At 49.5% G+C, this 24,831-nt stretch carries 29 protein-coding genes; 13 read left to right on the forward strand and 16 right to left on the reverse strand.

Features of this window, described 5'->3' with window-relative positions; translation table 11 throughout:
• Nucleotides 1-12 precede the first annotated feature (12 nt).
• The 5 genes from L3556_RS06250 (at nucleotide 13) to era (ending at nucleotide 5,031) form a co-directional block, all read left to right on the forward strand.
• A complete protein-coding gene (locus tag L3556_RS06250) occupies nucleotides 13-1,065 on the forward strand; it encodes a zinc-dependent alcohol dehydrogenase (protein ID WP_277866445.1) in 1,053 nt (350 codons plus the stop codon).
• Nucleotides 1,066-1,213: 148 nt separating this feature from the next.
• Nucleotides 1,214-2,104 (forward strand): S1 family peptidase, encoded by an 891-nt coding sequence (locus L3556_RS06255; protein ID WP_277866446.1) that lies wholly within the window; start codon nucleotides 1,214-1,216, stop codon nucleotides 2,102-2,104.
• Between the two features lie 59 nt (nucleotides 2,105-2,163).
• Complete coding sequence (locus tag L3556_RS06260) at nucleotides 2,164-2,904, forward strand: DUF928 domain-containing protein (RefSeq protein ID WP_277866447.1); 741 nt, start codon at nucleotides 2,164-2,166, stop codon at nucleotides 2,902-2,904.
• Nucleotides 2,905-3,055: 151 nt separating this feature from the next.
• Nucleotides 3,056-4,039, forward strand: coding sequence for a beta-carotene hydroxylase (gene crtR / locus L3556_RS06265; RefSeq protein ID WP_277866448.1), 984 nt, complete (start codon nucleotides 3,056-3,058; stop codon nucleotides 4,037-4,039).
• A 71-nt stretch (nucleotides 4,040-4,110) separates the two neighbouring features.
• A complete protein-coding gene (era, locus tag L3556_RS06270) occupies nucleotides 4,111-5,031 on the forward strand; it encodes a GTPase Era (RefSeq protein WP_277866449.1) in 921 nt (306 codons plus the stop codon).
• A 153-nt stretch (nucleotides 5,032-5,184) separates the two neighbouring features.
• On the opposite strand, the gene wecB is transcribed toward era, so the two are convergent.
• Together wecB and L3556_RS06280 are read right to left on the reverse strand one after the other, a co-directional pair.
• On the reverse strand, nucleotides 5,185-6,306 hold the full coding sequence (gene wecB / locus L3556_RS06275; RefSeq protein WP_277866450.1) for a non-hydrolyzing UDP-N-acetylglucosamine 2-epimerase: 1,122 nt from the start codon (nucleotides 6,304-6,306) through the stop codon (nucleotides 5,185-5,187).
• A 156-nt stretch (nucleotides 6,307-6,462) separates the two neighbouring features.
• A complete protein-coding gene (locus L3556_RS06280) occupies nucleotides 6,463-7,329 on the reverse strand; it encodes a phosphatidate cytidylyltransferase (protein ID WP_277866451.1) in 867 nt (288 codons plus the stop codon).
• A gap of 172 nt (nucleotides 7,330-7,501) precedes the next feature.
• Here L3556_RS06280 and L3556_RS06285 point away from each other — a divergent pair, with 172 nt between their 5' ends.
• From L3556_RS06285 to L3556_RS06295, 3 genes are read left to right on the forward strand one after another with little or no spacing between them, the layout of a single operon-like run.
• Nucleotides 7,502-7,885, forward strand: a complete 384-nt coding sequence (locus tag L3556_RS06285; RefSeq protein ID WP_277867604.1) for an STAS domain-containing protein — start codon at nucleotides 7,502-7,504, stop codon at nucleotides 7,883-7,885.
• Between the two features lie 18 nt (nucleotides 7,886-7,903).
• Nucleotides 7,904-8,359 carry a Mini-ribonuclease 3 gene (locus tag L3556_RS06290; protein WP_277866452.1) on the forward strand — a complete coding sequence of 152 codons (456 nt, stop codon included), beginning with the start codon at nucleotides 7,904-7,906 and terminating at the stop codon, nucleotides 8,357-8,359.
• On the forward strand, nucleotides 8,356-9,591 hold the full coding sequence (locus tag L3556_RS06295; RefSeq protein WP_422110752.1) for an ABC transporter ATP-binding protein: 1,236 nt from the start codon (nucleotides 8,356-8,358) through the stop codon (nucleotides 9,589-9,591). The genes L3556_RS06290 and L3556_RS06295 overlap by 4 nt, the downstream gene beginning before the upstream one ends.
• 4 nt (nucleotides 9,592-9,595) lie before the next feature.
• Here L3556_RS06295 and dnaN read toward each other — a convergent pair whose 3' ends face one another.
• The 4 genes from dnaN to apcD all read right to left on the reverse strand — a co-directional run bounded on the left by dnaN (nucleotide 9,596) and on the right by apcD (nucleotide 11,913).
• Complete coding sequence (dnaN, locus tag L3556_RS06300) at nucleotides 9,596-10,702, reverse strand: DNA polymerase III subunit beta (RefSeq protein WP_277866453.1); 1,107 nt, start codon at nucleotides 10,700-10,702, stop codon at nucleotides 9,596-9,598.
• Nucleotides 10,703-10,746: 44 nt separating this feature from the next.
• The gene (locus L3556_RS06305) at nucleotides 10,747-11,091 is read right to left on the reverse strand and encodes a hypothetical protein (protein WP_277866454.1); all 345 of its coding nucleotides are present in this window, start codon (nucleotides 11,089-11,091) and stop codon (nucleotides 10,747-10,749) included.
• 28 nt (nucleotides 11,092-11,119) lie between these two features.
• On the reverse strand, nucleotides 11,120-11,320 hold the full coding sequence (locus L3556_RS06310) for a DUF454 family protein (protein ID WP_277866455.1): 201 nt from the start codon (nucleotides 11,318-11,320) through the stop codon (nucleotides 11,120-11,122).
• A 107-nt stretch (nucleotides 11,321-11,427) separates the two neighbouring features.
• Nucleotides 11,428-11,913 (reverse strand): allophycocyanin subunit alpha-B, encoded by a 486-nt coding sequence (apcD, locus tag L3556_RS06315; RefSeq protein WP_277866456.1) that lies wholly within the window; start codon nucleotides 11,911-11,913, stop codon nucleotides 11,428-11,430.
• 185 nt (nucleotides 11,914-12,098) lie between these two features.
• Here apcD and groL point away from each other — a divergent pair, with 185 nt between their 5' ends.
• Nucleotides 12,099-13,766 carry a chaperonin GroEL gene (groL, locus tag L3556_RS06320; RefSeq protein ID WP_277866457.1) on the forward strand — a complete coding sequence of 556 codons (1,668 nt, stop codon included), beginning with the start codon at nucleotides 12,099-12,101 and terminating at the stop codon, nucleotides 13,764-13,766.
• A gap of 160 nt (nucleotides 13,767-13,926) precedes the next feature.
• Nucleotides 13,927-15,027, forward strand: a complete 1,101-nt coding sequence (locus L3556_RS06325) for a site-specific integrase (RefSeq protein ID WP_277866458.1) — start codon at nucleotides 13,927-13,929, stop codon at nucleotides 15,025-15,027.
• Here L3556_RS06325 and L3556_RS06330 read toward each other — a convergent pair.
• From L3556_RS06330 to L3556_RS06345, 4 genes are all read right to left on the reverse strand, one after another.
• The gene (locus L3556_RS06330; RefSeq protein WP_277866459.1) at nucleotides 15,024-15,239 is read right to left on the reverse strand and encodes a hypothetical protein; all 216 of its coding nucleotides are present in this window, start codon (nucleotides 15,237-15,239) and stop codon (nucleotides 15,024-15,026) included. The genes L3556_RS06325 and L3556_RS06330 overlap by 4 nt on opposite strands.
• Entirely contained in the window at nucleotides 15,232-18,033 is a 2,802-nt protein-coding gene (locus tag L3556_RS06335) for a virulence-associated E family protein (protein ID WP_277866460.1), read from the reverse strand. Before L3556_RS06335 ends, L3556_RS06330 begins: the two co-directional genes overlap by 8 nt.
• A gap of 151 nt (nucleotides 18,034-18,184) precedes the next feature.
• Nucleotides 18,185-18,391, reverse strand: a complete 207-nt coding sequence (locus tag L3556_RS06340) for a hypothetical protein (protein WP_277866461.1) — start codon at nucleotides 18,389-18,391, stop codon at nucleotides 18,185-18,187.
• The gene (locus L3556_RS06345; protein WP_277866462.1) at nucleotides 18,378-18,596 is read right to left on the reverse strand and encodes a hypothetical protein; all 219 of its coding nucleotides are present in this window, start codon (nucleotides 18,594-18,596) and stop codon (nucleotides 18,378-18,380) included. The genes L3556_RS06340 and L3556_RS06345 overlap by 14 nt, the downstream gene beginning before the upstream one ends.
• Nucleotides 18,597-18,969: 373 nt before the next feature.
• On the opposite strand from L3556_RS06345, the gene L3556_RS06350 reads away from it, so the two are divergent.
• Entirely contained in the window at nucleotides 18,970-19,311 is a 342-nt protein-coding gene (locus tag L3556_RS06350; protein WP_277866463.1) for a helix-turn-helix transcriptional regulator, read from the forward strand.
• A 2-nt stretch (nucleotides 19,312-19,313) separates the two neighbouring features.
• Entirely contained in the window at nucleotides 19,314-19,562 is a 249-nt protein-coding gene (locus L3556_RS06355; protein ID WP_277866464.1) for a KGK domain-containing protein, read from the forward strand.
• A gap of 7 nt (nucleotides 19,563-19,569) precedes the next feature.
• Here the strand turns inward: L3556_RS06355 and L3556_RS06360 are convergent, their stop codons facing one another.
• The 6 genes from L3556_RS06360 to L3556_RS06385 form a co-directional block, all read right to left on the reverse strand.
• The gene (locus L3556_RS06360) at nucleotides 19,570-20,496 is read right to left on the reverse strand and encodes a glycoside hydrolase family protein (protein ID WP_277866465.1); all 927 of its coding nucleotides are present in this window, start codon (nucleotides 20,494-20,496) and stop codon (nucleotides 19,570-19,572) included.
• A 236-nt stretch (nucleotides 20,497-20,732) separates the two neighbouring features.
• Nucleotides 20,733-21,053 carry a hypothetical protein gene (locus tag L3556_RS06365; RefSeq protein WP_277866466.1) on the reverse strand — a complete coding sequence of 107 codons (321 nt, stop codon included), beginning with the start codon at nucleotides 21,051-21,053 and terminating at the stop codon, nucleotides 20,733-20,735.
• A 306-nt stretch (nucleotides 21,054-21,359) separates the two neighbouring features.
• Entirely contained in the window at nucleotides 21,360-21,977 is a 618-nt protein-coding gene (locus L3556_RS06370) for a hypothetical protein (RefSeq protein WP_277866467.1), read from the reverse strand.
• Nucleotides 21,978-22,009: 32 nt separating this feature from the next.
• Nucleotides 22,010-22,240, reverse strand: a complete 231-nt coding sequence (locus L3556_RS06375) for a hypothetical protein (protein WP_277866468.1) — start codon at nucleotides 22,238-22,240, stop codon at nucleotides 22,010-22,012.
• 342 nt (nucleotides 22,241-22,582) lie between these two features.
• Complete coding sequence (locus tag L3556_RS06380) at nucleotides 22,583-23,230, reverse strand: hypothetical protein (RefSeq protein ID WP_277866469.1); 648 nt, start codon at nucleotides 23,228-23,230, stop codon at nucleotides 22,583-22,585.
• A 2-nt stretch (nucleotides 23,231-23,232) separates the two neighbouring features.
• Nucleotides 23,233-24,504 carry a hypothetical protein gene (locus L3556_RS06385; RefSeq protein WP_277866470.1) on the reverse strand — a complete coding sequence of 424 codons (1,272 nt, stop codon included), beginning with the start codon at nucleotides 24,502-24,504 and terminating at the stop codon, nucleotides 23,233-23,235.
• Between the two features lie 142 nt (nucleotides 24,505-24,646).
• On the opposite strand from L3556_RS06385, the gene L3556_RS06390 reads away from it, so the two are divergent.
• Nucleotides 24,647-24,799 (forward strand): hypothetical protein, encoded by a 153-nt coding sequence (locus tag L3556_RS06390; protein ID WP_277866471.1) that lies wholly within the window; start codon nucleotides 24,647-24,649, stop codon nucleotides 24,797-24,799.
• Nucleotides 24,800-24,831 lie beyond the last annotated feature (32 nt).

The raw sequence follows: 24,831 nt of genomic DNA on the forward strand, positions 1-24,831 counted from the left end.
CGTTAAGGTGTAATGATGCAGGCAGCAGTGCTATACGGCAAAGAAGATGTCCGTTTGGAAACCTTGGCGGATCCAATCCCGGCAGCGGGTGAAATCGTTATACAGGTACAGGCCGCAACCACCTGTGGCACCGATCTAAAGGTTTGGCGGCGGGGTGGCCATGCACGAATGCTGACACCACCGATTCTGTTTGGTCACGAAGCAGCGGGCACGATCGTTGCCCTTGGCAAAGGGGTTGAAGGCTGGCAGATCGGCGATCGCGTCGTTGCCAATAATTCGGCTCCCTGTGGTCACTGTTTCTATTGCCAGCGTCAAGAATATTCCCTTTGCCCCAATTTAGAATTTAACAATGGCACCTTTGCCGAATACCTGAAAATTCCGGCATCCATCGTCACCCGCAACCTATTGCCTATTCCTGAGGATCTATCCTACGACCTTGCTTCCCTGACCGAACCCCTGGCCTGCGTTCTCCACGGCATTGCCCGATCGGGATTTCAACCGGAGCAGGTTCATACCTGGCCCAGTCCACCCCAGATTGTAGTCATTGGGGATGGGGCCATTGGCCTGATGTTTGTGGGGGTTTTAGCCCAACGGGGGGCGGAGGTGATTGTTTTTGGGGGGTCTGATCAACGCCTAGCGATCGCCCAAATCTATGGAGCTAAGGCCACCTTTAATCACCATACCTGTGGAGAGATGGCAGCCCTTGTCCGGGAACTCACCGATGGACGGGGGGCCGATGTAGTCATTGAAGCCACAGGCGTACCCACGGTCTGGGAGCGGGCGATCGCCTGTGGTCGCCCCGGTGCAACGATTAATCTGTTTGGTGGCTGTCCCCGCGATACCCAAATCAGGGTAAACACCGAACAACTCCACTACAATGAGCTAACTCTCAAAGGCGTGTTCCATAATACCCCCCAGTTTGTGCGCGAAAGCTTAGAATTTATTTCCAAGCGGATACTCCCCCTCGAACACCTGATTACGGGTATGGCCTCCCTAGGGGATATTGAATCGGTTTTACAAGCAATGAAAGCCCGCCAAGCCATTAAAGTTGCCCTCCACCCCTAGGAAACAGGGGAATTAGGGAACAAAATTGCCCCCTGTCGGTGTCAAAGATCACGATGGGTTCCTGATGTTGATCTTTCCCAAATAGAATTGCGATCCTCTACTATGGGGGTGAATGAATTGATGATTACTGTTTTGTGAGGATAGCCCCATGACACGCTGGTTAAGTGGCGTATTAGGTTTAACCATGGCAACCGCTGCCATTGTTGCCCCTAGCCCAGTCTCCGCCGCCATGAGTGGTGAACAAATTAATGAGGTGGCCCGGAATATTACGGTGCTGATTTCCGGCAAAGACTCCCATGGTTCCGGTTCGATTATTTCCCGCTCTGGATCCACCTACTACGTTCTAACTGCCAAGCATGTGGTGAGTGTCAAGGATGACTATCGTATTGTCACCATTGATCAAAAAGCCCACCCCATAGACTTCAGCAAAATTAAATTCTTGCCGGACAAGGATTTAGCTATCATTGAATTTACCAGTGATGAAAACTATAAAGTGGCTACCTTAGCAAACTCCGATCTAGCCAGTGAAGGAGCCCAAGTTTTTATTTCCGGATGGCCCCAACCCGGTGGCACGGGGCAGTTAATTCGTCAGTTTACCGATGGTCGTATTTCCGGTTTTCTGATTGAACCCATTGAAGGCTACAAAATGGTCTACACCAATGTGACCCGACGGGGGATGAGTGGTGGCCCAGTCCTAGATGCCGGGGGGCGTGTTGTTGGAGTCCACGGTCTCGGTGACACCGAAGATCCCCTCTCCCTAGAACGGCAAGGGTTAAGTCCCGAAGCGGCCACCAGTATTGCCAGTCTGATCAAGCCAGGCTTTAACTATGCCATCCCCATTAATACCTTTTTGACCAGTGCTCCCATGGCCGGCATATTTCTCTCCCTGGATGTAGACAACAGCCCCGTCAAAGCCACTGAAACCCCGGTGGTGGTGACTCAGCAAACTGACAGTCGCGATCGCATTGATAACCTCGATAATGTTTTAAGGAATATTGATACCGGAACTCGCATTATTCGTCGTTTTCTACCGTTTTAGCTCTCCCTGTGACCGATTGAATTTTGTCTTACGTCGTCGTCACGCCACGGATAACTGTTATGAAACCTAAGTTTTACTGGCAAACCCTTGCCTTACCCCTTGCCCTCTCTATCGTCAGTATGGGGGCGATCGCCGCCGCCTCTTGGGCTAACTATCGGCCCCCCGCCAACCTGGGTAAACCGGGAAATCGTGAAGGGGCGGCCACCCGTTTAGCTCGACCCATGCTTTTGCGCGAAAGCACCACAGGAGGCGGTAGTTGCTTTACCGATCCCAGTCAAAAACTTACCGCCTTGGTTCCCCAAGATAATAATGGCCTGAGTAGCAATTTGACCCCCAGCCTCTATGGATTTATTCCTGCCAATACGGGAGCGACCCTAGCCCTAGAGATCAAAGATGAAGCGGGTCAAATCCTCTATAAACAAAGCCGCACCGCCCCCACCCAAGCGGGTCTGATCGCCTGGGAACTTGATGCAATCAACCCCTCCCCCCTTCAGTATGGCCAAGACTATCGTTGGCAGTTTACCCTCACCTGTCTCAGTGGCACCGAGGCCATGACCACGGAAAGCTGGTTACGCCCCCAAGCCCTGAACCCACAGCAGGTCACTGAGATGAAGCAATCCCCGGATCAGGCCATGGCTTTTGCGGTGGCTGGGTACTGGTATGATGCCCTAGATCGTCTCGCCGAGGAACGTCAGGCCCAGCCTCAAAATGCGGACGTTACCCAAAAGTGGCAAAGTCTCCTACAGTCCCCCTCCGTGAAACTGCAAGGGATGGTCAATCAACCCCTGAATGCCTTCTAGCCTGGCGGCCTCCTGGGATAATTACAGGCTATAACGGTAGAAAATATGCCCAGCATTCTCCCCTTGTCTCCGATTCTTGCCGATGGCCTTGACGATAGTGCCTCAGATCGTCCTACATAGTAAAAGGTAAACCTGAGGAGCAATTTTTTTAATGGTGGAGGCAGTTGCGCCTGTAACGGTTCCCAAGGAGTTTTTGGGGCCGCCGGGGGACATCAACCCAACCCTTGTGATGTTTGTTCTTGCCCTGATTATTGCCCTAGTTTCAACCCTGGGCCATATTTATTGGCTTTGGCCAGGCTGGGGCACCTTTGGGGCTAATATGTTGGCCCTGCACCTGATGGGAACGGTGATTCACGATGCCTCCCACGGGGTTGCCCATCGAAATCGCTGGATGAATGCAGTATTGGGCCATGGCAGTGCTTTGATTCTGGGTTTTGTTTTTCCTGTATTTACCCGAGTGCATATGCAGCACCACGCCAATGTGAATGACCCGGAAAATGACCCGGATCATTTCGTCTCTAAGGGGGGCCCCCTTTGGTTGATTGCGCCACGTTTCTTCTACCACGAAATCTTTTTTTTCAAGCGGCGACTCTGGCGTAAGTTTGAGCTATGGGAATGGGCCATTAGTCGGCTGCTCTTAATCTTGATTGTCGTCACTGCCACCCATCAAGGCTATCTAGACTACGTGCTAAACTTTTGGTTTTTACCGGCCGGGGTGGTGGGTCTGATGCTCGGCCTCTTCTTTGACTATTTTCCCCATCGCCCCCACCAAGAGCGCGATCGCTGGCACAATGCCCGAGTCTACCCCAGTCCAGTCTTAAATTTATTGATTCTTGGACAAAATTATCACTTAATTCATCATTTATGGCCCACCATTCCCTGGTACAAGGTTCAACCCGCCTACTATAAGGTTAAACCCCTGCTAGATGCCAAAGGCTGCAAACAAACCCTAGGAATTTTAGAGCCGGGTAACCTACTCCCGTTTCTTTACGATGCGTTAATTGGTGTCCATTTCCATCCACGGACAAATGATCCGCTAGGTGATACGTCTTCCTCTACCTCTACCTCCGGTTTGGCGGAGCCTGTCGCCCTAGACGCTTCCCCCGATACTCACCCACCCACTAACGGGATATGACCCTCTGATCATGCCCCTCTGACCACATTTCCCCCAGATTTTGGCAAATACATCTTTTTGGTAAATAAATAATGACGCTGATTCCCGTAGCAGCTCCAGATTTTCGCTCCGGGTTTGTCGCCCTAGTGGGTCGGCCCAATGTGGGTAAATCCACCCTATTTAATCAATTGATTGGCCAAAAGGTTGCCATCACCTCCCCCGTTGTCCAAACCACTCGGAATCGACTGCGGGGAATTTTAACAACAGAGACAGCCCAGTTTATTTTTGTGGATACTCCGGGAATTCATAAACCGCACCACGCCCTAGGGCAAGTGTTGGTCAGTAATGCCAAGTTAGCGATTAATGCCGTGGATGTGGTGGTCTTAGTGGTGGATGGTTCCCAACCCGCTGGCGGGGGCGATCGCTACGTTGCCGACCTACTCAAGCAAACCCAAACCCCTGTTTTTTTAGGTCTTAATAAGGCCGATTTAATTGATGATGATGAAGCCCATGTCCGTCGCCTGGCAGAGAGCTACCAAGCCCTGGGAGATTGGCCATTACTTTTTTTCTCTGCCTTAATGGGGGAAGGCGTTCTACCTCTTCAGGAACAGATCCAAGCCCATCTTCCCCCCGGACCCTATTACTATCCGGCGGATGCCATTACGGATCAGCCAGAGCGATTCATTATGGCAGAGTTAATCCGAGAGCAGATTTTACATTTAACCCATGAGGAAGTTCCCCATTCCGTGGCCGTCACCATTGATCAGATACAGGAAGAAGAAAAATTAACCCGTGTCTTAGCCACCATCTGCGTAGAACGAAACTCCCAAAAAAGGATTGTCATTGGCAAGGGCGGTCAAATGTTGAAGGCCATTGGTAGTGAGGCCCGTCAGCAAATGCAGAAACTCATTAATGGCCACGTCTATTTGGAGTTATTTGTGAAAGTACGGCCCAAATGGCGACAGTCACGCCTGCGCTTAGCAGAATTTGGCTACCGCGTTGAAGCAGATTAGTTTTTTTGATCTATAAATAATATATAGCTATCGTCACCTAGGTTAGGACGGGGTGCAGGGGTGGAACCCCTGGCTGGGGGCGAGAGCCAACACACCCCCTTATCAGAAATATCCTAAGAGAAGAGGCAACAGCTATAAATAAAAATAAATGAATTAATTGACCGCTTCTTCGGCAAAGTAAGTCCTGACAATCTTGAGAATGCGTTGGCTTGCCTGGCCATCTCCAAAGGGATTAATGGCATTGGCCATGGCTTCATAGGCGAGGGGATCCCCTAATAAGGCTCCAGCTTCGGCCACAATGGTTGAGATTTCCGTTCCCACTAACTTGGCTGTTCCGGCGGCGATCGCCTCCGGCCGTTCTGTGGTATCCCGTAGGACTAAGACAGGTTTTCCGAGACTGGGGGCTTCTTCCTGGAGTCCACCGGAATCGGTCAAGAGTAAGTAACAGCCCTGAATGGCGGCCACAAGGGCCCGATAATCTAGGGGTTCGGTCAAAAAAACCCGCGGATGGTCTGCCAGGGCAGCTTGCAGGGGTTCCCGTACCGTTGGATTGCGGTGCAGCGGTAGGAGTAGGGCCGTATCTGGAAAGGCATCTAAAATTTGGCGGAAGCCTTGGCTAATCGTCCCTAGGGGTTCACCCCAATTTTCACGGCGATGTACCGTTGCCAAGAGAACGCGATACCCTTGCCAGTCCAAACCCGATACCTCACAGGTGGGTTGACCCGCTGCAACCTGCAAGAGGGCATCAATCACCGTATTGCCGGTGTGGTGAATGGCTCCCGTCACCGCAGAGCGTTGGAGATTTTCCACCGCTTGACGGGTGGGGGCAAAATGAAGTTGGGCCAATTGGGAAATAAGCCGACGGTTTGCTTCCTCAGGATAGGGATTAAACAGATCATCGGTACGGAGTCCCGCTTCCACATGGCCCACGGGAATATGTTGATAGAAGGCGGCGAGGGCGGCGGCAAAGGCGGTGGTGGTATCTCCCTGGACTAAAACCAATTGGGGCGCAAGGTCTTGATAGAGGGTTTCCAGGCCTTGAAGACTGCGGTAGGTAATATCAGTGAGGGTTTGCCGAGTTTGCATAATCCCTAAATCCCGATCGCCCCGTAAATGAAACAGAGCCATCACCTGCTCCACCATTTCCCGATGCTGCCCTGTGAGGACAACGGAGGTCTGAAAATCCGGAGACTGCTGAAAGGCCTGAATCACCGGAGCCAGTTTAATGGCTTCAGGGCGAGTCCCTAGGGTAATACAAACCTTGATCGGAGCCATAATCGGAGAATCAGCTATGCCGGAAAAAGATGGAAAGATTAGTCTGAAAAAGATTGGTCTGAATTAGTGTAACCGACGGTGTGGCTTTAGGGCCATGCTCCAAGACCATATTGGCCCATATTGATCTTAGACATGGGCTTTAGAACAGGCCTTAGATCAACCGGGTAGGAGCGGTAAAACAAGGGTGACAAAATAATAAATTAGGGGGGCGGTAAACACATAGCTATCGGCTCGATCTAGGATACCGCCATGGCCAGGGATTAATTGCCCCGAATCCTTAACTCCGGCATCCCGCTTCATCATCGACTCGGTGAGATCCCCCAGTAAACTGGCAATACCAATAATCAGGCCCAGGCTCATCCCGGCAATGGGCCAACTGGGCCAACCTAGGCTATGGGCACCGATCAAGGCCACGGTGAGGCTGCCTAGGACACCAAAAACAGCCCCTTCGACGGTTTTTTTGGGGCTAATATCCGATAGGCGGGTACGACCAATTAATTTCCCCATGGTGTAGGCACCAATATCTGCGGCCCAAATGCAACCGAAGGCCAAAAGGGTGATCCCTAGTCCCTGGGGAAGGTGCTGTAGCTGCCAGGTATCGGGCCAGTAGCCGCCAAGGGGAACATTCACCTCACTGACCGCACCTAAGCCCCGCAGACGTACCCAATAGCTGGGTAAATAGCCACCATAAAATAATCCCATAATGGATGTGGAAATATCGGCAATGGAGGCAAGTTTAGTTTGAAATAGCAGATAAAAACAAATACAGGTTCCGGCTATGGGAAAAATAGCATCGGCGAGGGGGGGCGCAAGGGTAGCCGTAATCAGCAAAATCTGGCTGAGGATGAGGGTTGTTTTGGTGGCGGGAAGACTACCTTTTGCCCGGGCCAGTTGGAAATATTCTAGTTGCCCCAGGTAAATTAAGGCACCTACCCCCAAGGTAAAGTACCATCCTCCAAGAAGCGTCATAGCTAGAGCGATCGCGATCGCAACCAGCCCACTAAGGATGCGTACCCAAGGCATGACCGTTTAGTTATCCATGGAAAATTGAAGTGTTCAAGATTAAGCCTAGCGAAAATCTGCCCTAATCACCATGACTCTTGCGATTAATGGATAAACGATTATAGACAAAGAGAAGGAGAGTATTTATACTAAAATTCTAAAAGTTTATCTTTCGACGAATAAGGAGGATCACATTTCTGAGCCGCTCTCCCTAACCCAAAGTCTACGAGGCACCCGTGAAGTTAGGGATACCTATCAAGTGTTTCGCCTCACGGGCTTGATTGATGCCTTCTCTGAGTCAGCGTTTCGTAAGATCCTGACCAAATATGTGAATGACGGGCCTCTGAATATTATTCTTGACTTATCTAAGATTGAGTTTATTGATAGTTCGGGTTTGGGTGTGTTAGTGCAACTCGCCAAAAAAGCCCAGGAAGGCCAGGGTCAATTACAAATTGTCACAAATGCCCGGGTCACCCAAACCGTTAAGTTAGTACGCCTAGAGAAATTTCTAAATTTACAACCTGATATGGCATCGGCGATCGCCCAGATAGCTCCCCCGGACACAGGCAAGAAGTAACTACCCTGGATTCAGTTAATGGAACCTCGTCCACAGTGTTTTGTTTTTCCATTACCTGTGGTAACTGATGCGATTAATCCCAGTCAGCTTTCGACGGCATCCCTAGCCTATTTTGGTGATGCGGTTTACGAGTTATTTATTCGCTTTATTTTTCTATCCCAACCCCAGCGAATTAATGATTATCATCAACAGGTGGTTGCCCATGTTCGGGCCGAAAGTCAGGCCCATTACTTAGACGTGCTGCGGGAACACTTTACCCGCCAGGAACTTGATATTTTTCGCCAGGGTCGAAATGCCGCTACCGCTGGACCACGGCGAGTTTCTGCAAAAATCTATCGCCAGGCTACGGGCCTAGAAACCCTGTTGGGCTACCTCTATCTGGGGAATCAGTCACGATTGCAGGATATTTTATTGATATTGCGGGATAAAATCATGGCGGATATTGAGGCATCCAAGATTGAGGCATCAAGGTGATAGCCGTTCGTTTAGAGCAACTCACTAAGACCTTTAGCGATTTGCAAAAAAAGAGCCAGGTCGCGGTTCTCCAGGATATTGATCTCGCCGTCGCCCCTGGGGAATTTTTAGTATTGGTCGGCCCCTCGGGCTGCGGGAAAAGTACGTTGTTGCGGCTCATTGCTGGTCTAGAGGCCCCGACGGCGGGTCATATTTGGGTGGGCGATCGCCGCGTCAATGATCTACCTCCCAAGGCCCGGGACATTGCCATGGTCTTTCAAAGCTATGCCCTCTATCCCCATCTGACGGTCTACGATAATTTAGCCTTTGGTTTACGCCGTAGTCCCCGCACCCTAGGGGTTAATCCTACCTCCCAAGCCAGGATTAATTTACCCTTGCCTATAGAGGCCAGCCTCAGTCGCCTCACTCGGATATTGCCTAAGCCCCTGCGCTATTCATCCCCTCGCGAACAACGGATTGATCAACGGATCCGGGCGATCGCCACCATGCTGCAAATTGAAGCCCTGTTAAATCGCTATCCCAAACAACTGTCTGGGGGACAAAAACAACGGGTTGCCCTGGGCCGGGCCATGGCGCGCAATCCCCAGGTTTTTTTGATGGATGAACCCCTCTCTAATTTGGATGCCAAGCTACGCACGGAAACCCGGGCCCAGATTGTCCAACTTCAGCGACAGTTAGGGGTGGCCACTATCTATGTCACCCACGACCAAACGGAAGCCATGACCATGGGCGATCGCATTGCGGTGTTGAACCAGGGCAAAATTCAACAGCTTGCTCCCCCGTTGGAACTCTATCAACGGCCGGCGAATCAGTTTGTGGCGGAGTTTATTGGCTCGCCTCCCATGAATTTTCTGCCGGTGCAAGTGACCTCAACGGGAGACATTCAGTGCGATCGCTGGCAATGGCCCCTACCCCAACCCTGGCAAAAAATATTAATGCCCTATCAAAATAAAACTGTTATTCTTGGTATTCGGGCGGAGCATCTCATGGTTCTCTCTCCGGAGCAGCAGCCAGGCCTGCCCGTCAGCGTTCAATTAGTCGAAAATTTAGGCCATGAAACCTCCCTGTCTGTGGGCTTAATGCTCCCATCCCAGGAAGGTAAAACCTGGCGGATTCGCTTAGACCCCAGCCATTTAGTGCAGGTGGGCGATCGCCTTGGTCTTGATCCCCAGCCCGATCAGCTTCATTTTTTTGATGCCGAGACCGGACAAAGCCTCCCTATAGGAACTTAATCTCCTAGCGAATTTGAATCGGCATGACTAGGTAGGTCATATCCATGCCCCCCAAGGGACTAATGATCGTGGGTCGCGTTTCGCTGGTGAGTTGAATTTGGATATCATTGGTGCTCATCACCTTCAGGCCATCTAGGAGATATTTAACATTAAAGGCAACCTCTAGGGACTCCCCAGAAATTTGTGCCGCCACATGCTCTTCCCCACTCCCCAGTTGGGGGGCCTCTGCCTCCAGCTTAAGTTGCTGTTGATCCGTATCAATGGAAATCTTAACCACATTATTTTTTTGGGCCGCCAACACCGCCACCCGCTCTAGGGCGGCAATGAATAACTGCCGTTCCAGGGTGACTTGACGGAGAAACTCCTTGGGAATTAATTTATGATATTCCGGGTAATTTCCCTCTAGGAGTCGGGTCGTCAAACGCCCTTCATTGGGAATATCAAAGATAATTTGGGTGGGGTCACAGCGGAGGAGTAGCTCCACATCCTGCTTGGCAATGAGTCGCTCTAGATCTCGCAGGGATTTGGCCGGAATCGTGATCGGGGGCGGGGATTGGGTAATGGGTTGGTTGGCTGTGGCAACGGCGAGGCGATGGCCATCGGTGGCTGCAAATTCGAGACTATCGGGCTGAAAACTCAGGTGTAATCCGGTGAGAACTTGTTTGGATTCGTCCGTACTAGAGGCAAACAAACTGCTTTGCAGCCCCTCCCGCAGGGTATTTGCCGTCAGCGTCAGGGGTTCCACCTCATCTAAGCTGGGCAGTGCTGGAAATTCCTCGGAACTAATGCCCTGCAATTGGTAAAATCCAGAGCCGTAATCCAAAATGACTCGCGTATCTTCGGCGGTAATTTCCACATCTTGGTTGGGTAGGCGGGACACCATCTCATTCAAGAGCTTGGCGGAAACCGTAATGGTTCCAGGTACCTTCACCGCGGCGGGGATCCAGACCTGCATCCCTAGACTTAGATCAAACACCGAAAGTCCAAGGCGATCGCCCTCGGCCTCTAGCAAAATATTCGCAAGAATGGGGTGAGATGGGTTCGTGGGAGCCACCCGACTGAGTAGGGAGAGTTTAAGATTAAGCGCATTTTGCGAACAGACAACTTTCATAGTGATGACTTGTGACCCCAAAGACCAAAACTGCCTTACCCATCCTACACTGGCTTTTTAACACACGTCCCCATGCTGATTAAATAGGCAAGCACCTGATCAGCGGTCATAAGTCGCTTGAGTACCACCTGGCCAATCCCCACTGCCGATCCCTGATTCTGGGGTAGATCATTCTTGGCCTGCTGGGCCCTATCCAGGGCTGGTTTGACCTCGACCATGAGTACAATGTCTTCCACTTGGTAGAGCCAGAGGGTTTCCTGACCATCCCAAATACTTAAAGATGTGCGGGCAATATCCGGCCGTCGCCGCCATACCTGATCATTCCAGATGCCTTCTGGTTCCCAAATCCGCCCAATTTCCCAGCCGTCAGCAAGGAAAAAGTATTTCATAGTAGCACCCCTCGGATAATGTTCAAACCTAGGAACTGGTCTGGTTTGGGGGGGAGGGATTCGCTGATTTTGTCACTAGCTCTTCTTCTTCCATGGAATTGAAGCAGGCTGCGGCAATTAACAAAAACGGTGTTCCCGGCACTAGGGGAAGAATAAAGCCAATCACCCCAATTACGCCAAAAAAGAGACCAAAAATTAGCCGCGCTGAGTTCCGAATTTGTTTGGACACCGTTAACCCACCTAAAATAAAGAATGATTTCAGACTTTATTCTAGGGGGTTCAGGGGGGCGATCGCCGCAGATAATTTTTCTAGCTTCTAGGGCATTGCCTGAATAATTAGGACATTGCCTGAATAATATAGTCAAAATAAGGGGCGGTTGCGGCGGCATCCTCTTCACTGAGTAGGGCTAGGGAAGCCGCTTTCAGGCAGCGAATTGATTCAGCCATCCCCGCCATGGGAACCCCTAGGGAGTTATACATTTCCCGCGCCCCAATCAGGCCAATTTTTTCAATGGGTCCCTTATCGCCAGATAGGACACCGTAGGTGATCAGACGCATATACCAGCCGTAGTCCCGCAGACATAGGGCCCGTTGCTTCTGTCCGTAGGCATTGCCCCCAGGAGAGATAAAGTCAGGTCGCTTTTGCCACAGTTGCTTACTGGCCTGATCCACAATTCGTTTTTCATTTTCCGATAACGTGGTAGCAATGCGAAGCCGCTGTTCCCCGGTTTCAAAAAAGTCACTTAACGTTTTTAATTCGCCAGTGGTGGGGTAGCGCAACTCATCATCCGCGTTAAGAAGAACCTGACTTATGACACTCATATTGCTAACACCGCTTAATACATTTCTTATTTTAGTCGAGAGGGGTACCTTGCCAAACCTAGATAGCCAAACTAGGTCTTTGGGTTCCGGGGCGATCTCCGGACAAAAATTAGCACTCTGGCAACGAGAGTATTAAAATAGGCGATGAACCTCTATATCTAAATCATGCTGAGGACAGCAGCCCCATGGCAAAACAGGTCATTTTTCATGAAGAATCTCGCCGCTCTCTGGAACGGGGAATTAATGCGTTAGCCGATGCTATTAAGATCACCATTGGGCCGAAAGGGCGCAATGTCGTTTTAGAGAAGCAGTACGGTGCCCCCCAAATTATTAACGACGGGGTAACGATCGCCAAAGAAATCGAACTCGAAGATGCCCTAGAAAATACCGGTGCCCAACTGATGCGGGAAGTGGCATCCAAAACCAATGATGTGGTGGGTGATGGCACGACAACCGCCACCATTTTGGCCCAATCCCTGATCCGGGAAGGTCTACGGAATGTGGCCGCCGGATCCAATCCCGTTGCTCTCCGGCGGGGTATTGATAAGGCGATCGCAGCGATCGTGAAAGAGATTGCCAATGTCGCCAAGCCCGTTGAAGGTTCCATGATTGCCCAAGTGGCCACCGTCTCCTCCGGGAATGATGAGGAAGTCGGGGCAATGATTGCTAAGGCCATGGACAAGGTGGGCAAGGATGGCGTAATCACCGTAGAAGAGTCCAAGTCCCTGAGTACGGAAATGGACATTGTCGAGGGGATGCAGTTTGATCGCGGCTACATTTCCCCCTATTTTGTCACCGATGCGGAACGGATGTTGGCGGAATTTAATGAGGCCTATCTGCTGATTGCCGATAAAAAAATTAGCAGTATCCAGGATCTGATTCCCACCCTAGAGCAGGTGGCCCGCAGTGGTCGTCCTCTGGTGATTATTGCCGAGGATTTGGAAGGCGAGGCCCTGGCAACCCTGGTCGTGAATAAACTTCGAGGGGTCTTAAATGCTGTTGCGGTGAAGGCTCCAGCCTTTGGCGATCGCCGCAAAGCCATGCTCCAAGACATTGCGATTTTGACCGGTGGCCAAGTCATTTCTGAGGAAATCGGCCTCAGCCTTAATGACGTGGAGCTAACCATGCTAGGGGAAGCCACCAAAGTCACCATTAGCAAGGATACGACTACCATCCTCTCCGATAACAGCAATCAAGGGGATGTGGCTAAGCGCGTGGAGCAATTGCGGCAGCAACTAGAGGCTACGGACTCTGACTACGACAAGGAAAAAATCCAGGAGCGGATCGCCAAACTAGCCGGAGGCGTGGCCGTGATCAAAGTGGGGGCAGCCACGGAAACCGAACTCAAGGATCGGAAACTGCGGATTGAAGATGCCCTCAATGCCACCAAAGCTGCGGTGGCGGAAGGCATTGTCCCAGGGGGTGGAGTTACCCTACTACATCTGACCAGTACCGTGGAAAAACTCATGCCTAGTTTGCCAACGGAAGAACAACTCGGGGCAAAAATCGTCATAAAAGCCCTAGAAGCTCCCTTAGCGCAAATTGCCGCCAATGCCGGTGCTGAAGGCTCCGTGGTTGTAGAAAACGTGCGATCGGCTAATTTCAGCATGGGCTACAATGCCACCACGGGTCAGTACGAAGATCTGATTGCCGCCGGGATCATCGATCCAGCTAAGGTGGTGCGTTCGGCCCTGCAAAATGCGGGTTCCATTGCCGGATTGGTTCTGACCACCGAAGCCCTAGTGGTTGAAATTCCTGAACCGGAATCCTCCCCTCCTGGTGGTGGTGCCGGCATGGGTGGTATGGGCGGCATGGGAGGTATGGGTGGAATGGGCGGCATGGGGATGATGTAACCCCTGACTCTTATTTATACAATGATTTTGAAACCCTTGCTAGGTAGGTTGAATGAGCCTCTTCGCAAGGGTTTTACAGTATCTAGGCAAAAAACAATGGGTCTTAATCTGTCCTAATATGGCTTAATACACCGTTTTATTTAGGCTGAATTTTAGGCTAATGGAAATTTCTAGTCGCATTAACCAAGCCAACGGCCGCCTAAAATTGGGCAAAATTAGGCTAAAAATCGAGAAAGCGGGCCATCGGCTTTGTTTAAGGGGCACGTTACCGCCTAAACCAGGTTCAACTCAGACCAAAAATCATCAGCAACGACTCTACTTAGGACTGCCGGCAAACCCCAATGGCATTAGTGAAGCTGAAAAGCTGGCCCGAAAGATCAGTGCATTACTGGACTGCAAAGAATTTGACTGGCAGGACTGGCTGAAACCGGATCAGCAAGACAGTAACACCGTGGGGTACTGGATAGAGCGACTAGAAACTGACTACTTCACTACCAAGGCTAGAACACTAACCACCCAAAAAACGTTTAACCACGACTACAAAGAACGACTGCTTAAACTGTCCCAGGATGCAGTATTGACCTCAGACTTACTCAAAAGCCATGCCCTCAAGATTCCTCCAGATAGCCACGCCAGATTGAAGTTTTGCATGGCCGCCACTGCCTTAGCCAAGGTTGCAGGCCTGGATGTTGACCTGAAGGCCTACCGGGGCAATTACTCAGCAGCCAAGGTTAAGCACCGAGATGTGCCAGACGATGACTTGATCCAGCGAGTTTTTTTCCAGATCACAAATCCCCAATGGCGATGGGTCTATGCAGTTATTGCAACGTATGGACTCAGGCCCCATGAAGCATTTAGGCTCATTGAGTTTCTAGGGGTGATCGCCCAGGTGGGGGGAAACACCAAAACAGGCTATCGAAAGGTTTGGCCATGTTATCCAGAATGGTTTGATCTATTTGATTGTGGCAACGTAAACCCGCCAGCGGTGAATCTGGAACGGGAAAACTCGGTGATTGGAGCCAGTGTAAGTCGCTGGTTTGCTCGGGCCGGTATTCCCTTCTTGCCCTACGATTTACGCCACGCCTGGGCAATTCGCACCTTGGAATTTGGGCTAGACATCACCTTGGCTGCTCAACAAATGGGCCACTCAGTACAGATCCACTCAACCACCTATCACCAATGGATTAGCGATCGCACTCATCAGAGAGCTTACGAAACACTCATGCTTAGACCAGATAGGCCCAGGCCACCCCACGCCTAATGGATCTGAGAAAAGTAGGCCAAGAGATTTTTAAGCTGCCAGCGGTAACAGGCTCGTTTCGCCTGGCTGCCACTGATATTGATCCAATGATGACCAGGGCGCAAGTCTGGGAGTAGGGATAGGAGTTTTTTAGGCTGCACACCCAAATACTTAGCAGCCACCCCCGTTGATACCCATTCACTGCTATTCCGGGCTGACCGTTTCTTAGGCATTGATCGCCCCCTCCCACAATGCTAAATCTTCAGACTTGACAAATAAACAATGAATATCAGAATTCACCACTGGCACAATTTTGATCCACGTCTGACCCACTTCAGCAACCTTGAAAAACTCCCGCAACAGATTAAAGGTGGCACGGGGTAAGAAATCCTGAGAGATTGTTCTCTTGCAACCCTTGGGCCGTAAGGCATAGGGGATATTTCGAGTCTGTATTTTAGCCGATGCCGTCAGCAAAACTGTATCACCAGGCGAAAAACTTTTTTCAATTTGGGGGTTTTTTACTGTTACACTGTTACACTTTCCCGCTAAATCAGACAGAGAGCGGGTTTCGGCTGTAACAGTAGGTGTAACAGTAGTTTGAACATCATTTTTACCCAAACCCTGTAAATCTTGCTGGGTCTGGGTTTCAGGGTGTAACACTTGATGTAACAGTAATTTCTTGGGGGCCGTAGGTGCAGCGGGGCCGTTTTGATCTTGACCACAGTTTAGCATCTGCGAATCTGTAACAGTAGTGCGATTTACTGTTACATCTACTGTTACACCCTGTAAATCAGTCATAGTGGGGGGTTGGGGGTTTCCAGATTTATCTTGATTTTTTACTGTTACATCTACTGTTACACCCTCAACACTAGGCGGGGTAAGGGGTTCGGCGTTTGTGTAACAGTAATCCTCCAAATTCTCGGCAAACTCAGAATTTTTGATCCAAATCCGTTTCACCGTTCCCCCCAACCGTTTTAGTTTTTGGATGTAGCCTAATCGCTTCAGGATTTGATTTACCCGGTGCTGGGCCCGGCGATCCTGCAACGCCAGGTCAATGTTGAGGCAGTCTTGCAAAATTTCGGTGGTGGTGACTCCCTCTCTGGTTGCCAGGAAAGTGATAATTGCTTCATCCCACACATCATCTGCTACAAAATCTTCGCGGCTGTCGTTGGCTAGGGCTTCCTGTTCGGGGGTGAGATACCAAATTTCCCCCGATCGGTACAGTTGAACCGCTGCTGACCAAATCTGATCCCGCTCACTGGCTAACATCTGTACATCAATGCGTTTTTTCACCGGAATCACCCAGTAACGCCGATTGCCGGTTGAATCCTTGAGGATGTCGGTTTCGTTAGTGGTTCCCACGATCACCGATCTCCGGGGCATTCGTTCAACGGCCCGACCATAGGGCCGCCGCAGGGAATCACTGGGACAGGTGAGAAAGGCTTTTACTGCTGAGACCTCACGCCGCTTAAAGACGGTTTCCAGTTCTGCCCACTCAACAAACCAAACACGGTGCAACTTCAGGATTTCGTCTTTGTCCCCCATGCTGCCCATGGAATCATCAAACCAGTCAGCACTAGCAAGGGTTCGGAAGAATGTGGATTTGTAATAGGCTTGGGGGCCGCTCAGGAATAGGACGTTATCAACTTTCACGCCGGGGCGATAAATGCGGGCTACTGCGGCGATCAAAAACTTCTTCACCATAATTTGATAAATTTCATCCGTCGCACCGAAGTATTTAGTCGCTAAATCATCCAAAATGCTGGGATTTACCGATAGTTTGGCGACTTCATCTAAATATTCCATTACCGGGTTGTATTGATTTGCTGTGCCAATCATGGCGGCGATCGCCTCCAGGTCAGTTAGGGGGATTTCCAGATTCTTGGTTTCTGCGAGGATCAACCGAAGTTGTGTGACATCGCAGGGTTCACCGTCTAGCTCTAGTTCATTGGTCAGGGTGTTGAGTCTGATCCGCTTTCCCAGGATGGTTTTGCACTTTTTCAGCCGGAGGGCAAGTTTGCAAGGGTCATCAAACTGTTCATCAATAATGTCTGCGTCTGGATCGTCTGGATTTTGGGACTGGGTGTAAGCTTGCCGGATCGCCGCTTCTATCTCTTGCCTGGCAATGTCCCCCAGGTCGTAATTAAATTCAGGCTCATCCTCGGTCAGCTTGTTTTCCTGTAACTGATTCCAATAGTCGGTGATGTCTCCCTTGTCTGGCATATCGGGCCAAACCTCTAGGGGGTTGATTACCAGGGTTGGCACGACAAAATTACAGGCTGTCCGTAGTTTTTCTGCTGCTGCTGCTCCTGGGCAATCGTGATCTGGCCAGATCACAAATAGGCTGGGTTTGATTTCGAGTTCTGCTAACCAATCGCGCACCTGGGCGATAGCAGTCCCTTCTCCGCCAGGGTTTGTGATCGCTGTTAGTCCCATTGCTGTGGCTGTATCTACGGCCTGTTCCCCTGCAACCCAGAACAGAACGTTTTGCCCTTGATAGATTTGATCCTCTGCTACGCACTGATTGTATAGGGGCCACGGTTTGACCCCTTTGCCCTCTACCCACCACGGTTTAACCCCGTCTTCCCGCCAGGTGTCGAGCATTTCTGCCAGATGCCAGGGGCGGATTTCTTTAGTTTTGCCATCATAGGCGGCCCGGCGATCGCTCCATTGCTTCCGAACGACCTTCAGACTGGGAACCACGTCCCCAGGTAAGAAGTAGGGATATTCGATAACACACTCTACCTCTCCTTTAGCATCGGTTTGTAGGTCTTGCCAAGCCGGTAGATCCATTGAGTTATCTGGATGAATGTCCAGGGGCAAAATGTCAGACAGGTTGATCCGGGGATGCCGGGGCCCGATTTTGCCAAAGATTGATCGCCCGTCTTTTGCCACTCCAGTTTTTTTGTACCCCTCCGGGGGATGGGTGATCCGACCACAGATAAAGGCATCTTCTGATAGGTGATAACACCAGTCTGTTTTGCCACACCCTGGACAGGGTAAGGCTTTTGATACTTGAGTCCCCATTTGTTAACTCCAATAAACCATTCTTTAACTCCAATAAATAAAAGGGGGATTCGCACCCCCCAAGTTCCCTAGAGCGCAGCGCAATAGGCGCAATTGTCTAGGGGATATGCCTAGAGCCTTAGCAGTGTCTCTAGTCTGTTTCCACATTGCTCTAAAAATCTTGCTCTAGAAAGTCAAACAAATCATCAACTTGTCTGGCAATTGCCTTTAATGCTTCTAAGCGGAATCGGCCCACTTTAGTTTCTCTGATTAGATAAGCCGCTAAAAATAGAATTAAGGCAAATTCACGCTTGCTTAACCCTTCATAACGATCTTCAAGCCTTGCTTCACATGGAAAAGCTGGTTCATGTCTGGTCATTTTTGATAACCTCCAGGGCTTGGGGGAGCATCATGGCAATTTCGGGGCGGCGGCGGCGTGAATATCGCTGTAGAAAGGCGTTACGGTATGTTTGACTATCCCGCAGTCGTTTACAAAATCGGGGATAATCAATGCCATCGGTATCAGCTACTTTCTTGATGTTTCTGACAAGAAGTAAAACCTCTTTGTCTAGTATTTCTTCCATTGGGTACTCCAAATTTAGGTACAAAAAAACAAGCCCCTCAAGGGAGAAGCCTGCTTGATCACGTCATGCAGGCTTGCCACTAGCGAGGGTCTCAGACTCCTTTAGATAAGCTTCTAGTGCTTCTGTAAATATTTGCCAGTTCGGTTTTCCGGTTTCAATGCTGAGAATCCGCACCCTATTGGCCAGGCCGCGATCCAGGTTTACAACCATTCGGGAAGTGTTTTGCATGTTGGACATATGTAATAAACGCTGAACATCACTTTAATGCAAGCCGTACAAAAGTGCAAGCAGTACAACAGTGCAAGCCATACAACAGTACAGCCTATACAGGTGTACTTGCCGTACATTGGTATATATGTGTTGGGATATTTCTATGAACCTCGAAGCTAAGCAGCGGCTTGGGATTTTAGTTAGAAAAACACGATCTGACAGGAGTTTGCGGGAATTCGCCCGCTTGGTTGGAGTTGCTCCTACCACTATCCAAGGCTGGGAAAATGGGGACTATATTCCTGAGATTGATAATCTGGCCAAGATTGCTGCGTTGGCTGGGTTAACCCTAGAAGAATTGATCGCTTACGTGGAAAACAGGGAAGTTATAGAGCCAAAAGCAGTAGATCGTATTGTTCATCAGATTCGCAAGTTACCCATCTCTGAAGTGGCAATTATTGTTAAAGTTGGTGCTGACCGTTTAGCTTCTGTGGCATTAGGGAGTTAATTATGGAACCTGAAAAAATAGCTGATGATGCCGTTCTGAAATTTGATTACAACAGCGATTGGATCCCCTCCTCTCTGTTTACCTTTAAGGATTGGGAAGATTTCTTATCTGAAGAAAAAGGTGCAAGACATTTTTATGATCAGGGTGGAGCAAGATGCCAGATACTCACCCCAGGAAATAAGTGGCGACGTGGCCGAGTCAAACTGACATTTGAATTTATCCCAGATGAACCGGACGATGGGCTAAATTAGCTTCTTTTTAACGGGCCAGGTTAGACATTAGCCGATCTCTGACTTGTTTTAACGACTTAATCGGCTGCCCATATCGCCCCCTACCACTGGCCGCCGGTAATGATGCCCATTCATAGGAAAGCCGATCTAATGCCGGCCCTATCATTAATTGATCGCAAAATTCCAGGGCTTTACGTTTCTTGTCAATGAGCCATAGGGCCGCTTGTGTTTGACTTGCCGGGGAAAAATCGGGGAGATTAAGGGCGTGTTTGCATTCATCCCATGTAGTGCTAAGAAATTGGTAACGCCCGGCCGCATCGCTGGCTAGATCGCCCGATCGTTGGATCTGCCGGGGATGATCTGAGAAATCAGAAAACAGCCTATAAGTGAACATCGTTCTATAGCCGTCTGGCCCGTCTGTGCCTTCACACCATGCAATTAGATCCAACCAGGCCCGGCGGTTGCAAGTAATGGTGTAGGTAGCCTGACCCTTGGGGATAGGCTGATCATGGGAACACAGCAAAAATTCAGGCCGGGCCTGGGCCCGTAGCCAACCTAAGACGCGCTCTAAGTCCTTGGAAACCGGGGTAACAATGCAACCGGCCGAACCCCTACCCCTTGGGGCGTGATAGTTGGCATCAAGATGTATTCCAAAGGCTGATCGCCCGTGGGTTTGCGTGCCCGGCATGGGCAGTAAGTCTATCCAGTACCGCCCGATCGCCGGCCCCCAACTGCTACCAGCATCTTCAATCGGGCCAATTTTCCACTTACCCGGCGGTAGGGGCCGCAAGCTACCAGGAAAATCTCCAGCCCCTGTATTTAGTGCCTGTGCCCCAACCGCTCCACTATATGCATTGATTTGATCCACTGGGCGATCGCCGTTCATCAGGGATAGATGCCAGCGGATCAGGCCGTTGTCAGTGATCGCTGTGGGTTGAAAACGTAGGCTAATCATAGTTCTCGTTTCTGACGTGGCAAGCGGTAGATGTTGAATTAGTAGGCTCTAGGTGTGACTGAACCAGAGACTTAGTTAGGGGATTGTTGATCCCTAGGGAAACAGCCATTAGGAGCATGATTAGGTGGTAATGCTGCCTATCGGTATGTTCAAGATGGGTTATTTTGCTTTGTAGTGAGAGGATCAAGGAATTTAGCTCATTAATTTTCACCGTGAGCATTTCACAAAATCCGGGTTTACTCTCCATAATCGGCTATCTCCAATTCGCTATCCCTTAGAATTTCCTCATAAAGCTCTTTATCTTCATCCGGTGTATCAGGATCATCAATCAGGGAACTGGCTAAAACTAGCTCATTGTCAAAGTAGAGAATCTCGCCTTGGTTATTCCTATCTTTGATTAGGTCATCATCAGTATTTTCTACAAAATCGAATAAATAGGCATTGTGATCTATTTCTTGGGCCTCTACCACAATGTCAGCAAACTTGGTTTGGCGATTCAGGATTTTAGACGGATCACCCTTTGCCAACCAATCAAACAATCTACTGGTAAATTCCATTGCTGATCCTAAGTAGTGATTAAATCCAGCCTTACGTTAGCCGTTTGGGTAGCCAGCTTAAAGGCACTCCGAGCATAGATACTGAGTCGCAGCTTTAGTATGCCGGGTGACTCAGGCCGTTTAATGAGGATCGGGTTAGCGGTAAACCAGAAACGCCTAAATAGAACTGCATCAAGAGATAGATACTCAATCGACATTAATAAATGCCTTGGAGTGGCTGAGAACTTGATAAAGCTAGAAGGGCCCGGATCAACTATTACGGGTGAACCGGGCGATCTAACTGTCCTAAATAGGACGGCCATCCATCTAAATCTCGTTAACTGGCTTGGCCGTATCGGCGTTATCGTTGACGGGTGCGGCCGCGCCGATTTTAACCGATTGAGCCTTGCTTGCAAACGCTGTTCTAGTGGCCCGGGCCAGAATGAATGTTTTGCCAAACGCTCTAAAGGCTCCAGTTTCAGAGAATCGGCATAGATTCATCACATGACGGGCGACCGATAGCTGACGGGGCACTCCAATCCTTGACCATCGGGCATCGCGGGGCGATAGCTTGGCCTCTAGCAGGTTGGCATAATCCCGCGTACCCACTGTCCGAACCCACTTACTAAAATGGGTTTGCGGCTTTGGAACCCAGAGATAGGGATAGGGATCGGGAAGTTTGCGGCCGGTGTTGGGGTTGATCAGTGGTTCTGCTGATCGCTTGCCTCTGGTAGTCTTCCGGGATGCCAGCGATCGCATGATGATCGCCCGGGCCGGCCGCAGTTGTTGTTTCCGCAGCTTGATCCGATCAGCGGTTCCCTTGAGCATCTGCCCATATACCCCAACAGTGGTTAACTGCCGGGATGTTCCAGAGCGGGCCCGGGGCTTCATTAATCGGTAGGCTCCCCATTGAACCGTTAACCGTGTGAATTGTGGCTTAGCCATGGTTACTTACCTCCTATAGGTTGATTAAAACCCTAAGAGAGATAGGGGGAAGCGGTGATACTGATAGCGGCCCCAGCACCATTAAGGGTTACTGGCAGGGTAACGGATAGGGTAGCGGTTAGAGCTTCAAAGTCTACAGCGATCGTCGCATTGTTGGGCCGGTCAGCTTCAGGGATCGCCAGTTCAAGGCTTTGTAGTTCCCGGATGCACTCTAGAGCTTGACCTTCAAGGCTGGTTGCTGAAGTGGTAATAGCAGCGGCCATAGTTAAATCCTATTAACTAGATGTTGCCGCAACAATACATTAGCATTGCCTACGTCTCGTTCTGCCGTAATTAACTCACCGGAACCTATACGTTCCTGTGGGTTTCTCACGGGACTTTCACCCTAAAATTTTGATCAGAATGTTTTAAGGATCATCCTCGCTATCCCTATATTTTAGGTAGGACGTTCTTACCCCTTCCAGTTTCCCTTCGCGGCTTAAAAAGAATAGGGTTAACTCTTGGATCGTTGAGGATTTATTTCTCAGGCTTTGCTCCATTAAAAGATGGATGTCTCTATTTTCTTTTAAGACATTTATTATAGTTGTGGACTTCATATCAACCTACTAGACCGTTACCCGGTCAAAGTAGAATTTAGCCTCAATGCTGCCCTTCTTATCATTTATCTGACCCTTGTAAGGGACTACCCTAACTGTGGTTTTGCCTTCTACTTTGTAATAGGTCATTATTGCAGTTTTTAATATATTTTTGTTGATGTGATTCTTTACAAAGTTCCATACTTTATCGGCTTCCGCGTTAGAGAAAGCATTAATTATGCACTTGCTGTTATCCGCAAACTTGACCATAAGGGTATAGTTACCCTTGGTAAATGATGGGAAGGATAGCCGCCTAGTATCAAAGGCTTTCTTTTCCCAATGGGGAATGGTCAGGCTGTAGTAACCCTTGGGTGATTTATAGATAACTTGAAGTTGTTTAACGGTCTTGAATGTGTGTTGCCAGCGGTCAGGGATAACTAGCGGGTCATTCAAGTTACCACTGGCTTTAATCAAGACATAGAACAGCCAAAACCTAAGGACTAGCTTTATAGCTGAATCCGTACTATCTACCATTAACGCTATTTTCAAAAATTTGTATTTTCTTGATGGGTTTCTATTTTGCTTAAAATACTTAATCACAGCTATATTGTGGAGTAATTTTAGAATCCTCCTAAGATACCGCCATGATTTAGTTTTGCTTACCGCTTCATTAGCCATAGTTAGCCATTCTCTAGATCGTCAGTCTCATTAATTATTTCTAGCCGTTCATTTTCTTGGATCACTTTATCGTATGTTTCCTTAGCAGCTTTATTTAAGCCGTCTACTTCTTTAATAAACTCTTTTCTATAGTCATTTAACCTACCTACTTCATCCTTGACCGTGTTAATATCTGCCAGAATCGCATTTAATGAATTGAGATGATAATAGGCATTGTTTAATTTCATCTCTATTTGTTCATAGAACTTAGTTTCCTTGGGCCTTGGATCATAGGCATCTTCAGGTAATACCCCATGCTCAATCAGGGCGTTAGCCACTTCATTGTTACTATCTGCCATGTAGGTTAAAAGATTGCTGATTGAGTAGTAAATAGAGATCACGCTGTTTCTAACGTTTCTGGCAACCATGATCACCCTGTTTAGTTGATGCCACGTTTCTAACGTACCCTCCCAGACTTCTTCCCCTAGAATCGTTTTCATCATTGCCGTTGTGGTTTGGCTCAATATTTGTCCAACTGATACGGTATTTCCATTCTCATCCTGTGGTTGCCAGCCTGGGATTCTTAGGGCGTTGTCTACGATCATCGTTAGGCTATAGCCGATATTTTTAGAGAGCATTGCAGCATTGTGCAAACTTGTGGCGAAGGTCATCCAGTTAATCACGCGATCAAAACGTAGGGTAACGCTAATTTTTTTGATAAATTCCGAGGCCTTCTTTAATCCCGTCATGATCGCGCTACCTTGACGGTTGCTTGTCATGGTCACGTCTACGGCATTATGAGCCATCCGGGTAAATTCTTGGCCGCCGGGGCTAACATCTGTGACCGCTTGGGGGAATTTATGGAGGCCCGATCTAAAAGCTGCCCATCCTCCGATCGCGGTGATCATGCCTACGATCCCTATTACTTGGATCTGATTAACATTTTGATCATCTGGGGCCATCTGTTCGATAGCTGCCTTTGTCTGATTTTCAGGATGAACGACAGCTATATGATCCTCATTGAAAATCGTGCCGCCGCCTAGTAATTCGTAGGTTTTCCGGGAATAATCGCCCGGTTCAATTAATGCCCATTGTGCCGTTTGGTTGAATTGCTGAATTGTGCCTTGGGGAACTGACCCGGCGGCCACTTGAAATTGATGGCTTTGTAGCTGCCGATTACCGCTAGAGCCTGTAACGTAGGGTAACTGAACATTTTCTAAAATTTGTTGGGGTTGCTGTTGGGTTTCAGGGTCTTCTTTATTCAAGGCCTCCAGAATTTTGTTTAGGAGGGTCATTATTAAACCGTAGGGGCCTAGCTCAAACCTACACGCGCTTGCTGAGTTTGTTGGATTTTCCGGGCCGGGGGTGAATTGATAATTTGGGTTGGGGCTAGGGTTGGGGTTATCTTGGCCTTGCGGGTTGGGGTCAGTGGTAGACGTGACCCCTTCGCCCGGTACGGGGCTAGTTATTGGTAATGGTTGGGGTTGGGGGGATGGTTGCCGGGATGTGCCAGAATTTTCAGCGGCCGCCGGGATGGGGTCAGGATTGCTAGGGGTGACAGTTTCAACCGGCGGATCACCTAATGGCTGATCGGGATTAAACGGATTGGGGCTGGCCGGGCT

This window comes from Candidatus Synechococcus calcipolaris G9 (genome assembly GCF_029582805.1).
Taxonomy (GTDB): domain Bacteria; phylum Cyanobacteriota; class Cyanobacteriia; order Thermosynechococcales; family Thermosynechococcaceae; genus Synechococcus_F; species Synechococcus_F calcipolaris.

What these genes read in the sequence shown, in the direction of transcription:
- crtR (WP_277866448.1), top strand. Translation starts at nt 3,056, where the DNA reads ATGGTGGAGGCAGTTGCGCCTGTAACGGTTCCCAAGGAGTTTTTGGGG.
- L3556_RS06280 (WP_277866451.1), bottom strand. Translation starts at nt 7,329, where the DNA reads ATGCCTTGGGTACGCATCCTTAGTGGGCTGGTTGCGATCGCGATCGCT.
- L3556_RS06355 (WP_277866464.1), top strand. Translation starts at nt 19,314, where the DNA reads ATGGAACCTGAAAAAATAGCTGATGATGCCGTTCTGAAATTTGATTAC.
- L3556_RS06380 (WP_277866469.1), bottom strand. Translation starts at nt 23,230, where the DNA reads ATGGCTAATGAAGCGGTAAGCAAAACTAAATCATGGCGGTATCTTAGG.
- era (WP_277866449.1), top strand. Translation starts at nt 4,111, where the DNA reads ATGACGCTGATTCCCGTAGCAGCTCCAGATTTTCGCTCCGGGTTTGTC.
- L3556_RS06385 (WP_277866470.1), bottom strand. Translation starts at nt 24,504, where the DNA reads ATGACCCTCCTAAACAAAATTCTGGAGGCCTTGAATAAAGAAGACCCT.
- L3556_RS06350 (WP_277866463.1), top strand. Translation starts at nt 18,970, where the DNA reads ATGAACCTCGAAGCTAAGCAGCGGCTTGGGATTTTAGTTAGAAAAACA.
- L3556_RS06330 (WP_277866459.1), bottom strand. Translation starts at nt 15,239, where the DNA reads ATGCCTAAGAAACGGTCAGCCCGGAATAGCAGTGAATGGGTATCAACG.
- L3556_RS06305 (WP_277866454.1), bottom strand. Translation starts at nt 11,091, where the DNA reads ATGAAATACTTTTTCCTTGCTGACGGCTGGGAAATTGGGCGGATTTGG.
- L3556_RS06255 (WP_277866446.1), top strand. Translation starts at nt 1,214, where the DNA reads ATGACACGCTGGTTAAGTGGCGTATTAGGTTTAACCATGGCAACCGCT.
- L3556_RS06375 (WP_277866468.1), bottom strand. Translation starts at nt 22,240, where the DNA reads ATGGCCGCTGCTATTACCACTTCAGCAACCAGCCTTGAAGGTCAAGCT.
- L3556_RS06290 (WP_277866452.1), top strand. Translation starts at nt 7,904, where the DNA reads ATGGAACCTCGTCCACAGTGTTTTGTTTTTCCATTACCTGTGGTAACT.
- L3556_RS06260 (WP_277866447.1), top strand. Translation starts at nt 2,164, where the DNA reads ATGAAACCTAAGTTTTACTGGCAAACCCTTGCCTTACCCCTTGCCCTC.
- L3556_RS06365 (WP_277866466.1), bottom strand. Translation starts at nt 21,053, where the DNA reads ATGGAATTTACCAGTAGATTGTTTGATTGGTTGGCAAAGGGTGATCCG.
- groL (WP_277866457.1), top strand. Translation starts at nt 12,099, where the DNA reads ATGGCAAAACAGGTCATTTTTCATGAAGAATCTCGCCGCTCTCTGGAA.
- L3556_RS06250 (WP_277866445.1), top strand. Translation starts at nt 13, where the DNA reads ATGATGCAGGCAGCAGTGCTATACGGCAAAGAAGATGTCCGTTTGGAA.
- L3556_RS06335 (WP_277866460.1), bottom strand. Translation starts at nt 18,033, where the DNA reads ATGGGGACTCAAGTATCAAAAGCCTTACCCTGTCCAGGGTGTGGCAAA.
- L3556_RS06340 (WP_277866461.1), bottom strand. Translation starts at nt 18,391, where the DNA reads ATGACCAGACATGAACCAGCTTTTCCATGTGAAGCAAGGCTTGAAGAT.
- dnaN (WP_277866453.1), bottom strand. Translation starts at nt 10,702, where the DNA reads ATGAAAGTTGTCTGTTCGCAAAATGCGCTTAATCTTAAACTCTCCCTA.
- L3556_RS06370 (WP_277866467.1), bottom strand. Translation starts at nt 21,977, where the DNA reads ATGGCTAAGCCACAATTCACACGGTTAACGGTTCAATGGGGAGCCTAC.
- L3556_RS06360 (WP_277866465.1), bottom strand. Translation starts at nt 20,496, where the DNA reads ATGATTAGCCTACGTTTTCAACCCACAGCGATCACTGACAACGGCCTG.
- wecB (WP_277866450.1), bottom strand. Translation starts at nt 6,306, where the DNA reads ATGGCTCCGATCAAGGTTTGTATTACCCTAGGGACTCGCCCTGAAGCC.
- apcD (WP_277866456.1), bottom strand. Translation starts at nt 11,913, where the DNA reads ATGAGTGTCATAAGTCAGGTTCTTCTTAACGCGGATGATGAGTTGCGC.
- L3556_RS06325 (WP_277866458.1), top strand. Translation starts at nt 13,927, where the DNA reads ATGGAAATTTCTAGTCGCATTAACCAAGCCAACGGCCGCCTAAAATTG.
- L3556_RS06345 (WP_277866462.1), bottom strand. Translation starts at nt 18,596, where the DNA reads ATGGAAGAAATACTAGACAAAGAGGTTTTACTTCTTGTCAGAAACATC.